Source organism: Enterococcus sp. AZ167, from assembly GCF_051714025.1.
GTDB lineage: Bacteria > Bacillota > Bacilli > Lactobacillales > Enterococcaceae > Enterococcus_D > Enterococcus_D casseliflavus.
This window is the reverse complement of the sequence record NZ_JBIORB010000001.1, coordinates 263,134-276,697: the sequence shown is the minus strand read 5'-3', so window position 1 is coordinate 276,697 and position 13,564 is coordinate 263,134. Positions and strand designations below refer to the sequence as shown.

Below are 13,564 nucleotides of genomic sequence, written 5' to 3'. Positions count from 1 at the left end.
TCCCTCCTTTAGTCTCTCAATTCCTTGCCCGTGATCTCTAAAAAGACATCATTCAAGGTGGCTTCTTTGGTTGCAATTTTTCCATAAGTGATATGCTCTGCTTGTAAGAGCGTCAGAATCGGTAATAAAACTGTATTCAGCTCCGTCGTTGTTACTTCAAGCTGACCGTTTTTATAGGCGATCCCATCAGAAGCAATGGTTTGCTGAATCGTTGTCAATACAGGCTCAGGTAGTAAGGGGATATCGATGGTCAAACGATCCGCTGTCCGTACCATATCTTTTAGAGATTCTTTGGTTCCTTTAGCAATCACCTGTCCTTGATCCATAATCACGATCTGGTCACAAAGAATCTCCACCTCTTCCATGTAATGGGTCGTATAAACAATCGTCGCTCCTTGACGATTCAGTTCTTTGATACTTTCTAAAATTTTGTTCCGACTTTGAGGATCGACCGCTATCGTGGGTTCATCTAAAAAGATCAAGCGCGGCTTATGAGCGATCCCGCAGGCGATATTCAATCGTCGCTTCAACCCACCGCTGAGCTCGCCTGGGTGAAACGTCACAAAATTTTCCAATCCCACTAATTGAATCACTTCTTCGATCAAGGCTTGGCGTTTCTGTTTGTCAGCAACATATAAACCGCAAAAGTTATCGATATTTTCTTGCACACTAAGTTCTTCAAAGACGGCAACATCTTGAGGAACGACGCCAATCATTGCCTTGACGGCATAATTTTCCGGCGTCATGATTGATCCAAACAGTTTAATGGTCCCTTTGTCATAATTTAACAAAGAGAGCATACAGTTGATGGCGGTGGATTTTCCGCTCCCGTTTGGTCCCAATAATCCTAAAACTTCTCCTTCTTGAACTTGCAGATCAAAATGGTTCAATGCCACAAAATCACCATAGCGTTTTACTAATTTATCAATTTCGATAATCATGATGAAAAACTCCTTCCAAATTTCTTGTTAATCTGACTATAATAAAGTTCAAGGAAAGAAACTAGTGACGATTGGCTAAACCAACCATGACATTTGTCACAATGAAGGAGTCTCCTATGACGAACTATCGACCACTCACCGAAGCGGGCTTTTTCCTCGCTATCTCATTGTTCTTATTGGTAAACCAAGGATTTGTTGCTGTGCAAGTCATCTATCTGCTGATCGCTGTTTTATTTACTGGCGTCAGTTATTTGCTGCCTAAGAAACCAAGCTGGTTTTTTCAAGTTATTCTGTTGCTGCTATGTGCCTTTTGGCCAGCGCTTGCCCTCTTTTTGCCCGCAATGATGCGAGTGATCGCTCCAAAAGAAAGACAAGATGATGGTTTATTCCTATTAGGTTTTTTGTTGATTTCGACGGTGGGCAATCATTCCCCCACTGAGCTCGCCTTTATCATCCTGTTACTGCTTTTCGCTTTTTATTTACGAAAAAAAGAGCAGCGAATGATCGATCTTGAGAAAAAATATATTGCTTCAAAAGATACCCATTGGGAAAAGCAGCAGCAGTTATCGGAACAAAACAAAGCATTAGCCCTGTCACAAGAGACAAAATTAGCCTTACAAATCGTGGAAGAACGAAATCGAATCGCGCGAGATATCCATGATAATGTCGGCCATCTACTTTCGAGTGCCATTTTACAAATTGGTGCGCTTGAAATGATCAATCAAGAGCCGAAATTAAATGTGCCGTTAGCAAATTTGAGTGCAACGGTTCACACTGGGATGGATCGCATTCGGCAAAGCGTTCATGATCTCCATGAAACATCGATTTCTTTTCCGCAGGCCATAGAGTTTCTGATTGCTGATTTCCCCTCTTCCGTAACGATTGAAGGAAACTTGTTTGAAGGATTGAGCGAAGCACAGCAAAACTGTTTCTTAATGGTCATCAAAGAAGCCTTGACCAACAGCATCAAACACAGTCATGCCAAAACCGTTGTCTTGCATTTTCGCACGCTGCCCGCCTTTTACCGTTTGCAGATCACGAACGAGGACGTCAATTCACCCCAAACTGCAAACAGCGGAATCGGTCTGAAAACGATGCGTCAACGGGTCCAGGAGCTGCAAGGTCAAGTTCATATTTTGCAAGAAAACCAACGCTTTCAGTTGACGATCATTTTACCAAAGGAGGAACACCAATGATTACTGTAGTCATTATTGATGATGACCCGTTTGTGACGACCTCGTTACAAACCATTCTTGAAAGCACAGAAGAGATTCAGGTATTGGGTATCGGTCATTGTGCCAAAGACGCCATTGCTCTTTACGAAGCCCATCGTCCTGACGTTTTGTTGACCGACATCCGTATGCCGGAACAAACTGGGATCGCTGCTGCCAAAGAAATACTGGCTAAATTTCCGCAAGCGATCCTCTTGCTTTTGACCACCTTCAAAGATCAAGAATACATTCGTGAAGCCTTTTCTATCGGTGTCAAAGGATATTTGATCAAACAGAACCTGCAAGCGATCATCCCTTCTGTCAAAGCCGCTTATAATGGCCAAGTTGTCTTTGGGAATGAGATCGTCGAGACCTTCACGCAAATGATGAAGAACCAACCAGCGATAGATAATCAAGCATCTTTTAGCGAACGTGAACTTGCGATCATCAAAGAAGTAGCAGCGGGTAAAAATAATAAAGAAATCGCCGATGCCTTGTATCTAAGTGATGGAACCATTCGTAATTACATCAGTCAATTACTAGAAAAGCTGGAGTTGCGGGATCGCACGCAATTAGCGATCTATTATTATCAGCATTTACAGTAAACCTCATCGATTGCAAAAAAGCCTGAAGAATGCGAAGCTGCATTCTTCAGGCTTTTTGTTTTCTATTCGAATATCCGACTGTCGTAGTTTTTTGGTGGACAAGCTATGGATTTCCAGGACTGCCAGGATTCGTTGGATTATTCGGTGTGTTAGGCGGAAAAATCGGTGCCTTATCTAACGTTTTTTCTAAGCCAGATTCTTCCCGATCGCCTCGTTCTGACTCAGGACTTTCATCCAATTTGAATTCTTTTTCCATCTCATCTAACTTTTTAAAGTCGTTGCCAGATTCTTTTGCTAATTTTGCTAATTTATCTTCGGTTTCTTTCGCCATAACGTAACGCCTCCTTTTGATTTTAGCTTAGCATAAGAAGCTAAAAAACCAAAAGAAAGCGCTCACTAACGACCCTTTTTTAGTATTTTCTCATCTTTGAATCATCCATTTTTTGTGGGCATAAAGTCGTATGGAGAACAATCCTTCATGCCAATCATTGGATCCACTAAATGCTTTTTGACCATCGTTAAAGTCAATACACCATCGTTTGGCGTTTCTTCGATGAGTGCTTCTTCCCCCGTGGTCCCTTCACTTAGAACCTTATCCCCTGACAGAGGCTTTGCCGTTTCTGTCTGATTTGATGCTGACGGCTCCGTCTCGGCAAAAGCAAACAAATCAAGCCCACTATCTGAGGTCTTTTCTACCGCTTGCTTGTTAGCAGTAACTTCAGTGCTGGATTGCTCCTTTATCTTCGTCGAAGACGTTTTTACTTTCGTGTCAACAGAGGAATCATCATAAAATGGATCATCCGCTTCTTCAAATTGGGCCAATTTTGCTCGTTGCAACGGCGTCATTTTTTCTGTGCCATTGATGCGTTCTTTCAGCGTCGTTAAACGAGTCGCAGATTCGTGGTTGACACAAGTTTGGTACGCTTGTGGTTCACCAAGTAAAATCAGCATCTCTTTGCTGCGGGTCACAGCAGTATATAGCAAATTGCGCTGCAGCATGCGTTGGTATTGATGAACCATCGGCAAAATGACCATTTGAAATTCACTGCCTTGAGATTTATGGATCGAACAACAGTAGGATAACGTGATCTTGTTCCATTCATTCCGCTTATAGGTTACTTCGTTGGCATCAAATTGAATGACCAGCTCGTCGATCTTGTCTTCCGACTGTTTGGCTAGAGTGATCCCAACGATTTGCCCCATATCGCCATTAAACACGTTATCTTCAGGAGAGTTTACCAACTGCAAGACCTTATCGCCGATACGATACACCGTATCATTGAAGGTCACCTCTTTTTTGGTCCCATCATTGGGGTTAAAAATCTCTTGCATCATTTTATTAAGGGCATCGATACCCGCTGCCCCACGATACATCGGTGCCAACACTTGAATATCTTGCGGCGTGTAGCCTTTGTCTTTTGCCCGTTTCACGATTTGAGCGATCAACGGTTCGATTTTGTAAGCATCACACGCAAAGAAAGAACGATCTTTTTGGTTTTGTGTAAAATCAGCAGGCAGCTGCCCATTTTTTATGGCATGGGCGAGTGGAATAATACTTGACCCATCGCCTTGACGATAGATTTCCGTCAATTCTTGTTTCGGGATCGCATCGATCGCTAGCAAGTCATGAAGGACTTGCCCTGGTCCCACAGAAGGAAGCTGATCTTTATCCCCCACAAAAATCACTTGCATATTCGTAGGAATCGACTTAAAGAGGGTATTCGCCAGCCATGTATCCACCATAGACATCTCATCGACGATCAGTAAGCCGCCTTCTAATTCTTTTGGACTGATCGATGGCGCTTTTTCACGTCCGTTCAAGCCTAACAAACGATGGATCGTACCACTTGGCAAGCCAGTCGTTTCGTTCATTCGTTTGGCGGCTCGACCAGTCGGTGCTGCCAAGAGAATCGGAAAGGTTTCGTCGCTGTATTTTGATGGTTCTAAGTCCAAATCGTTCAATTCAGCAAACAATTGTACGATCCCATTGATCACCGTCGTTTTCCCAGTACCAGGTCCTCCTGTCAAAATAAACAATGGCGAACGAATGGCTTCTTTGATTGCTTCTTCTTGCGAAGACCCATAGGTGATGCCTAAATGCTTCTCAATTTTTCGCAGCGTTTTGCTGATTTTTTTCTCAGGATACACGATCTCTTTTTTGCGGGAAAGCAAGCGTTCGATGGAACTAGCGATTCCCCACTCAGAAAAGTACAAACTGTTTTCATATAAACGAGTTTCTTCTTGCTGGATTTTTCCTTCCTCCACTAATTGAATGATCGTTGATGCCAGGTCGTCTGGCGCGACCTCAATAGGACGACTCGTCTCTAATAAACGCAGTGTCTGCTCTAACAAGTCCTGGGCGTGGATAAAGGTATTACCCGTCTGCAAGGATTGGGCAAAGATCTGATGCAAGACTGCGGCTCGAAACCGTTGCGGTGACGAAGCTTCGATCCCTAGCTGCTCAGCGATGCCATCTGCGCGTTTAAAGCCAATGCCTTCAATGTCTTCCACCAGCTGGTAAGGATTTTCTTCGATAATTGCTAATGCTTCATTTTTGTAGGCTTGGTAGATTGCAAAAGAAAGCTGACTACCAAAACCATAACGGCTCAAGCCAACGATCACTTGATCCATCCCATGATTTTGCCGAACAGTATCTAAAATCATTTTTTGCTTACTTTCATTCAATCCTGGAATCTGCTCCAACAATGTTGGTTCTTCCAGCATCCGGTCGATCGCTTCTTCTCCTAAAAGATCAACGATTTTTTCAGCGGTCTTCTTACCGATCCCAGGAAATTTTTCTCCAGAAAGATAGGCGATCAACCCTTGTTCAGAGGTCGGTTGTTCTTGTTGGTAGCTTTCGACCTTCAACTGGACGCCATACTTGGGATGATTGACCAGCTCACCAAAAAACCGATACTTTTCCTCTTCTTGGATTTCGCCGAAACTACCAGTAACGACGATCTCCGAGTCTTTGTAGTCGGCATTATTCTCAGTGACTTTAACTAATAGTACTTTATAAAAATTGCTGGGATTCTGGAAAAAGATGGCGGCAACATGGCCGACAAAAAACGTTCTTTCTGGAATCATGGTGCCGCTCCTTTCATGGTTTACAATAAAGCGTCTAATCCTGCCTGATTGCTTAAAAAGCTTGCTTCATTCCAAACTTTTAGTTCAAAAGGCAATACTTTTTGTTCATTCGTCTCTAATAAGCTAACGCTGTTATTGACTAATCCACCTTGCTCTCTTAATTCGGCTAATGGTTTGCCTGCAAGCCACTGTATAGCAGCCGTAAAGGATGCTCCATGACCGACGAACAATAATGGGCCTTCATGCTGCATCACCGCATCCATGACGACGGTCTCGATTCGGCTCAATGTTACTTGGATCGGCTCACCTTTAAAGGCACTGGGATCGTATCGATCCAGGTGATTACGCAAATCAGTCAGTTGTTGGGGATACTTCTCATGCATTTCATCGATGGACCGACCTTCCAATTCACCGAGTCCGATTTCTCGCAGGTTCTCATTATAAATGATTTCAACAGGGTGTTGGAGTCTTGCTTGGATCTCTTGAGCAGTCACTTTTGCTCGCAAAGATGTACTTGAGTAAATCTTCTCAAAAGGAATAGCTGCCAGATAATCACCGAGTAATTTGATCTCATCATAACTTTCTGGCAATAACGGCGAATCCCCCAGCATTCCTTGAAAGCGGCGTGCTTGGTTCCACTCTGTTTTTCCGTGACGGGTAAAGTATAATTGCATCGAAAAAGCCTCGCTTCTTAGTCTAATTTGTCGTTCTCGTAATGATGCGTCAATTCCAACTGCGGAAATCCTTGCTGCCGCAAAACTTCATAAATGATCAACGCAGCCGTATTTGATAGATTTAGGGAACGAACGTGCTCATCATTCATAGGGATCCGCAAGCATTTTTCGGCATGCTCACGCATAAAACTTTCTGGAAGCCCCGTCGTTTCTTTCCCAAAAATGAAGAACTGATCGTCATCTGCGGTGTAATCGACATCAGAATACACGCGATTGGCAAATTTCGAGATCAGGTACAACGGACGCGTTCCTAAAAAGTCCATAAAAGCAGCTAAATCTTTATGATAGGTAATATTGACATCGTGCCAATAATCAAGCCCAGCACGCTTCAATTGCTTGTCATCCGTTGAAAAGCCTAAAGGCTCGATTAAGTGTAAATGAGTATTTGTTGCTGCACACGTCCGTGCAATATTCCCCGTATTGGCTGGGATCTGAGGTTCAAAAAGAACGATGTGATTCATAGATAAAAACTCCTTTCGATCGGTTACTGCCGATCGGTTCTCGCATTGATTTGTGTCGTTAAACGTTACGTTTTCCATTGCATGCTCAGTAACTACTTCAATAACTTCTATAGTACCATATTTTGGCACGCTTGTTTTTCTAGAAACAACATTTTTTTGGGCGCTTTTTTGGGCATAAAAAAAACGTACCAACTCGGTGTCGATCACTGCGAGTCGTTACGTTAGTGAAGCTCTTTTCACTAACTTTTATCAGAACAGGAACCTGATAAAAACCAATGAAAAATGACTTGAGAACAATATATCACTCCCATGGCATGATTGCAAGAGTAAATAACAAAAAAGTTCAAAATATTTTCAGGAAATTTTCGCAATCAACACCTCAACATCAACCGTAATCTGTGTCAAAGGGGTTTGTCGCAGCTTTTCTTTGCGTTCCTCCGAAGCCCCCCACTCTAACGGGGACATGGCAAGTAAATCTTGACGATTTTCTTCAGGGATCGCAAAAACATGCGTCACTCTTTGACGGGATGCGTTGGGATAGTGTTCAAAAAATTTGCTAACGACCCGTTCATTCGAATACTGTTGTTTTGTTTCATCATCAGGATAAAAAGCGGCTCGTAGTTCTTTTAAATAATCCGCCGCAGGGACCACTTTGATCAGCTGTCCGCCTTTTCTTAAAATGCGGTTAAACTCCCCATAATTTGACGGCGAAAATAGATTGAAAATCGTATCAAAGCTCGCTTCAGCAAACGGCAGGTTGGTCAGATCCGCCACACACCAAAAAGCTGGTACGTTTTGATTGGTTGCTAGGTAGACTCCGTCCTTTGCAATATCAAAACCGACAGCCGCCTGAGTCTTTTCATTGACCAGCTGAGCCAGAAAACTGCCTTCCCCGCAGCCAACATCTAAAAGATGCTTAGCATCCCCCAAAGCTGCTTTGATGCATTCAACGACTGGTGCATACATGCCACTAGCGATCATACGTTGACGCGGCAAAAACAGTGCTTGATCATAATCTGCTTTGACTTGATGATCCAAAAAGAAAAGTGTGCCTTTCTTTGATAAGTCAAATCGATGACGATTTGGACAAACCAAGCCATTTTCGGTCGGGAAAAATGCTTGGCGGCACAATGGACATTCAAACAAGTGATAATGGGCGTTTAAAAATAGGCGCCCGCGATCGATTTTTTTTAACATTCAACTTCCCTCATCTCTGCTCTACTTTAGCATATTCTTGTGGTAGAATGCTAGTGGATAGAATAACAAATCAATTGAACACCCATCAAATGGAGGTAAATCATGTTAAAAGAATTTTGTGCAGAAAACTATACCAATATTCCCTTAGCAATCGCCCGAGGTGCAAAGCGCATCGAACTCTGTGATAATTTAGCAGTCGGCGGAACAACACCAAGTACCGGCGTGCAAGAAGAAGTTCTGCAATATGCTGGCGAAAAAGGAATACCCGTTATGACGATCATTCGACCTCGGGGCGGTGATTTTGTTTACAATGATACAGAATTGAAAATCATGCATACCGACTTGATCGAAGCAAAAAAAATAGGAACAGACGGCGTTGTTCTAGGTTGCTTAACACCTAGCGGTTGGTTGGACGAAGAAGCATTGGAGCTACTGTTAGAAACCGCAGAAGGCTTGCAGGTTACTTTTCACATGGCGTTCGACGCGATTCCTGCAGCGCGCCAATTCAAGGCGATCGATTGGTTAGCTGAGCATGGGGTACAGCGGATTTTGACCCATGGTGGTGCTGCAGGCACTCCAATCGAAGCAAATTTCGATCGTCTGAAAGAATTGATCGCCTATGCTGGTGAGCGTTTAACGATTTTACCTGGCGGTGGCATTTCCTTTGAAAATGCCCAAGAAGTTGCCGACACACTAGGTGTAAAAGAAGTTCATGGAACCAGAATCGTTGACCTTAACGATTGAGCTTGAAGGACACAAAGAAATCCCCACAAACGATGTGTTTCTATCGTTTGTGGGGATTCTTTTAGATCGCTTGCAATAAGTCGTATTGTGATTGATACAAATGGTGATACAAGCCTTTTTGTGCCATTAGCTGATCATGGTTACCCGATTCAGCGATTGTCCCCCCTGCCACGTAAAAGATTCGATCAGAATTTTTGATCGTGGACAGTCGGTGAGCGATGATAAATGAGGTTCTGCCTTCTAACAGCTTCAACAATCCTTCTTGCAGCAATTCTTCTGTCTTCGTATCGATACTTGAGGTCGCTTCATCTAAGATCAAAATTTTTGGATCAGCCAACAACGCTCGGGCAAAGGAAATCAGTTGCCGTTGCCCTGCAGATAAAGTACTTCCTCGTTCTTCGACGACGGTTTGATAGCCGTCTTTCAACTCCGTGATAAAGTCGTGGGCACGGACGATCTTCGCTGCTTCGATGATCTCTTCTTCTGTCGCATCTAATTTTCCATAGCGAATATTCTCTATGATCGTTCCTGAGAAAATAAAGGTATCTTGCAGCATGACACCCATTTGTGAGCGCAGCGATTCCAGCGTCACGTCACGAACGTCCATCCCATCCACTTTAACACTGCCTTCATTGACATCATAAAAGCGGCTCAGCAAGTTGATGATCGTGGTTTTCCCTGCACCAGTAGGACCAACCAAAGCAATACTTTCCCCAGGTTCAATGTGGAAGTTAACATCAGAAAGAATGTTTTTGCCTTCTTCGTATCGGAAGGTCACGTGTTCAAAATCAACGGTCCCTTTCATCGTCGGCAATACTTTTGCATCAGGTTTGTCTTCGATATCTGGGACTTCATCCATCGTTTCAAAAATCCGTTCAAGATAGGCTGTTGCTGTAATCAAAGAATTATAAAAATTCCCGATATTGATGACTGGATTCCAGAAATTATTGATATAACTGATAAAAGCGATCAGAGTACCTGTGCTGACATCGACACCGATCTGACGAATGCCGACAAAATAAATCAAACAAGTCGTAATGACTGAAATGTTTTGCACCCCTGGCCACATCAGAAACTGAATTTTGACAGCTTTCATCCATGAAGTCCGGTAATCATTGCTGACTTCTTGGAAGATCTCAGCATTTTCTTCTTCTCGCGCAAAGGATTGGGTAATCTTGATACCAGCAATACTTTCATGAATGTAAGCATTTAGATTGGATTGTTTATTACTCAACACCTGATAGGCTTTGCGCTGGTTATTCTTGATCACCATCACCATGATGAACAAAATTGGCAGCAGCGCAAGGGAATACAAGGTCAATTTGAAGTCGATCGCAAACATAAAGATCAAGGTGATGATGACGTTGAAAACATCCGAGATCAAATTGATCAGGCCGTTGCTCAATAGGTCACTCAGTGTATTGATATAGTTTACGATGCGAATCAAGATCTTGCCGTGGGGCCTTGTATCAAAATAAGAAAAAGGCAGTCGCTGCAGATGTTCAAAAATATCAAAGCGCATATCCTTCAATACGTCTTGACCAATATTCGTGATATGGTAGATACGGTAACGCATGCAGACGCCGATAACGATCAAGGTCGCTAGAAAGGCAGCTCCCAGAAGCAGCAATTGGTTGACATTTTTCTCAGGAATCGATGAATCGATCGCGATCTTTGTAAACACGGGCGCCAACATTCCTGCTAAGTTTGCCAGAATGATCGTAAATAGGACTTTCGCAATACTTCTTTTATAAGGAACGACATATTGTGACAAGCGTTTGAAATCCTTCCAGCTAAACTCCTGGTCTAATTCCTCATCCACATCAAATTTATTTCTCGCCATCGTCTTCACCTCCTGACAAGCCTAATTGTTTTTGATACACTTCGTAGTATTTGCCCCGCAGACTGACAAGTTCTTCATGGGTCCCTTGTTCAACGACTCGTCCTTTTTCCATCATCAGAATCTGATCGGCTTCTCGAACAGAGGAGATCCGATGCGCAATGATAAACGTCGTTTTCTCTCCTGTTAATTTTGTCAGCTCCTGTTGGATCTTCGATTCTGTCTCCATATCGACGGCAGACGTCGTATCATCCAAAATCAAGATCGATGGATCTTTGGCTAAGGCCCGTGCTAGGGAGATCCGTTGTTTTTGTCCGCCAGAAAGCCCTACACCTCGCTCGCCCACGATCGTTTCATAGCCTTGAGGCATCCGAGAAATAAAGGTGTCTGCATCAGCGACTACCGCCATTTGCCGAATAAAGCCTTCATCCGCTAAAGGATTTCCAAAAGCAATGTTGTCGGAGATAGTATTGGAAAACAAGAAGACATCTTGCATCACCATTGAAATGTTTTCCCGCATTTGACGCACGGGATACTCTTTGGCGTTTTTTCCATCAATCAATACTTCCCCTTCAGTCGGATCATAAAAGCGTCCAACTAAATTCACTAACGTCGTTTTCCCTGAACCGGTTTCCCCTAAGATCCCTAACGTTTGGCCAGGGCCAATTTTGAAGTTGATGTTTTCCAACACATTTTGATTCGGATCATCCGAAAAGTGGAAGGAAACATCTTTAAACTCTACAAATCCTTTGATTGGCTCTAATTTTTCTTGTTGATGAACAGGAATTTTCGATTCTTGCGCCAACATTTGCCGAATTTTGATACAGGCTGCAGAAAATCGCTGAACGTCGTTGATCAACCAACCACTCATACGCATAGGATTATTCAACATCCAAAGATAGCCATTAAACGCGACAAGATCCCCTAATGTCATCTCGCCGTTGATGACGAAGATCCCACCCAAAATCAAGGCAATGACTGACAAACTTCCTGCTAAGCCATCAAGCCATGGCAGATAGGTACGGGATACTTTGGCAGATGCCATATTGCGGGTCTTAAAATCTTCGTTGTAGGAGCGAAATTTTTCAATCTCAAAATTTTCACGAGCAAAAGCTTTCACCACTCGATTGCCGCCGATATTTTCTTCCACCATTGAATTCAAGCGCGAAAAGCTCTCACGAATGTCAAAAAACAACGGGTGTGCTTTCTTAGACATGCGATTGGTCAACAGAAATATGATCGGTGTGACAGCCACCAGCGCCAACATCAATTTCCAATCAATAAAGCTCATAACCACCACCGCTGAAAAGAACCACAAGATACATTCAGCGATATTGTAGGTCACCCAAGAAACAAAGTGGCGAATGGCATCGGTATCACCAGTCATCCGTGCCATAATATCTCCCACACGAGTGTGATTGAAAAAGTCGAAATCCAATTCTTGAAGCTTCTGATACAAATCTTCCCGTAAATCGTATAGCGTATTTTGCCCGACCCGTTCAAATAAAATTTGATAACTGTAGCGGACAATGGTACGAATGACGGTCGTTGCGATCATGATCAGCAATAATGGAATCAATAAGTGCGTTTTTTGCTGATTGATGACATCATCGATCACCATTCCTCCCAAGTACGGATTAACAATGATCAGCGCTGCATTGATCACTAAAAACAGGACTGCCAATATGATTTTTCCCCGGTTCTTTTTGACATAGCGCCAGATCCATTGTGTATTACTCATCTAATTCCCCCTCTCGTTGTTAAGCTTAGCGTTTTGAAAAGCGATTTGAATGGTTTTTCTTACTCATTTTGATGTAAAATATTAGTAAGAAGTACCATTCCCTTTTTTTACAGGAAATAAGCACCCAATTGGAGTGAATCAGCCATGAATTTAGTGAACCCTCGCACGTTTAATCCAGAAATCATCTATCTCTTTGACCCATGGACACAATCAGAAAGTCATGGAGAAATGCACCATCATGACTTTTTAGAAATCAGCGTCTTATTAGAAGGAGAAAGTACCTATTATTTTGAAAAAGAACCAGCGAAAAAAATCCGTGCTGGCAGCGTCATGCTTTTCAATCCTGGCGTCGATCACTGCGAATTGCAGCCTAAGGGCACTCGCTCCCATCAGCTGCATATTGGTTTGAAAAATATTTCTTTGGAAGGGTTTAAACGTAATTTTTTCCCGAACAAACACCCCTTGTTGGAGCTAGGCAAATACCATCATCAAGTTTTGGAAAAAGCCTGGCAGTTGGTGAGAGAAAGCAGTGAAGAGCGGGATGAGTTTCAATTGATGCAAAAGGCTGTTTTGATGGAGATGCTCGTCTACATTTTACGTGGACTAAATGAAGACCATATCAATGTCGTGCCTTACCTTTCCAAAAGCCAACGACGACAACAACAGATCGTCAACTATACGGTCTATTACTTGGAAAATCATTACAAAGAAGAAATCACGTTAGAGAAGCTCGCACAGGATCAATTTCTCAGCCCGACGTACCTTTCAAAGATTTTTAAAGAGGCGACGGGTGTCAGTCCTATCAACTACTTGATTGAGATTCGCTTAAAGCGTGCCAAAGACATGTTAAAAAATGAAAACCTCACGATCAAAGAAGTCGCCTCTGCTGTGGGCTATCAGGATGCTTATCACTTTAGCAAGTCTTTTAAAAAACTTTATGGTGTCTCTCCTTCTGGGGTATTGCCAAAACCAAAAAATTAAAGAGCAAGCCGATGATCTTCCT

The 13,564-nt window shown here is 42.9% G+C and carries 12 protein-coding genes; 4 read left to right on the top strand and 8 right to left on the bottom strand.

The genetic code is table 11. The features are described 5' to 3' along the window. Positions 1-8: 8 nt before the first annotated feature. A complete protein-coding gene (locus IGJ05_RS01300) occupies positions 9-941 on the bottom strand; it encodes an ABC transporter ATP-binding protein (RefSeq protein ID WP_266166352.1) in 933 nt (310 codons plus the stop codon). An 86-nt stretch (positions 942-1,027) separates the two neighbouring features. Here IGJ05_RS01300 and IGJ05_RS01295 point away from each other — a divergent pair, with 86 nt between their 5' ends. Further along, complete coding sequence (locus tag IGJ05_RS01295) at positions 1,028-2,137, top strand: sensor histidine kinase (RefSeq protein WP_404851322.1); 1,110 nt, start codon at positions 1,028-1,030, stop codon at positions 2,135-2,137. Next, complete coding sequence (locus IGJ05_RS01290; protein WP_005229739.1) at positions 2,134-2,757, top strand: response regulator transcription factor; 624 nt, start codon at positions 2,134-2,136, stop codon at positions 2,755-2,757. Before IGJ05_RS01295 ends, IGJ05_RS01290 begins: the two co-directional genes overlap by 4 nt. Positions 2,758-2,860: 103 nt before the next feature. On the opposite strand, the gene IGJ05_RS01285 is transcribed toward IGJ05_RS01290, so the two are convergent. The 5 genes from IGJ05_RS01285 to IGJ05_RS01265 form a co-directional block, all read right to left on the bottom strand. Then, positions 2,861-3,088 carry a hypothetical protein gene (locus tag IGJ05_RS01285; RefSeq protein WP_005229738.1) on the bottom strand — a complete coding sequence of 76 codons (228 nt, stop codon included), beginning with the start codon at positions 3,086-3,088 and terminating at the stop codon, positions 2,861-2,863. A 101-nt stretch (positions 3,089-3,189) separates the two neighbouring features. Next, positions 3,190-5,844: an SF1B family DNA helicase RecD2 gene (gene recD2, locus IGJ05_RS01280; protein ID WP_266166350.1), complete on the bottom strand. Its 2,655-nt coding sequence runs from the start codon at positions 5,842-5,844 to the stop codon at positions 3,190-3,192. A 20-nt stretch (positions 5,845-5,864) separates the two neighbouring features. Continuing rightward, entirely contained in the window at positions 5,865-6,518 is a 654-nt protein-coding gene (locus IGJ05_RS01275) for a histidine phosphatase family protein (protein WP_118215474.1), read from the bottom strand. A 17-nt stretch (positions 6,519-6,535) separates the two neighbouring features. After that, a complete protein-coding gene (gene trmL, locus IGJ05_RS01270) occupies positions 6,536-7,039 on the bottom strand; it encodes a tRNA (uridine(34)/cytosine(34)/5-carboxymethylaminomethyluridine(34)-2'-O)-methyltransferase TrmL (RefSeq protein WP_087627679.1) in 504 nt (167 codons plus the stop codon). A gap of 354 nt (positions 7,040-7,393) precedes the next feature. Then, positions 7,394-8,236, bottom strand: a complete 843-nt coding sequence (locus IGJ05_RS01265) for a methyltransferase domain-containing protein (RefSeq protein ID WP_225001024.1) — start codon at positions 8,234-8,236, stop codon at positions 7,394-7,396. A gap of 102 nt (positions 8,237-8,338) precedes the next feature. On the opposite strand from IGJ05_RS01265, the gene IGJ05_RS01260 reads away from it, so the two are divergent. Next, positions 8,339-8,980 (top strand): copper homeostasis protein CutC, encoded by a 642-nt coding sequence (locus IGJ05_RS01260; RefSeq protein ID WP_225001025.1) that lies wholly within the window; start codon positions 8,339-8,341, stop codon positions 8,978-8,980. 61 nt (positions 8,981-9,041) lie between these two features. Here IGJ05_RS01260 and IGJ05_RS01255 read toward each other — a convergent pair whose 3' ends face one another. Both IGJ05_RS01255 and IGJ05_RS01250 read right to left on the bottom strand, forming a co-directional pair. Further along, positions 9,042-10,823, bottom strand: coding sequence for an ABC transporter ATP-binding protein (locus tag IGJ05_RS01255; RefSeq protein WP_225001026.1), 1,782 nt, complete (start codon positions 10,821-10,823; stop codon positions 9,042-9,044). Continuing rightward, positions 10,810-12,561 (bottom strand): ABC transporter ATP-binding protein, encoded by a 1,752-nt coding sequence (locus IGJ05_RS01250; protein ID WP_266166346.1) that lies wholly within the window; start codon positions 12,559-12,561, stop codon positions 10,810-10,812. Before IGJ05_RS01250 ends, IGJ05_RS01255 begins: the two co-directional genes overlap by 14 nt. Before the next feature lie 144 nt (positions 12,562-12,705). Between IGJ05_RS01250 and IGJ05_RS01245 the strand changes: the two genes are divergently transcribed. Beyond that, on the top strand, positions 12,706-13,542 hold the full coding sequence (locus tag IGJ05_RS01245; RefSeq protein ID WP_010749431.1) for an AraC family transcriptional regulator: 837 nt from the start codon (positions 12,706-12,708) through the stop codon (positions 13,540-13,542). Positions 13,543-13,564: the final 22 nt, after the last annotated feature.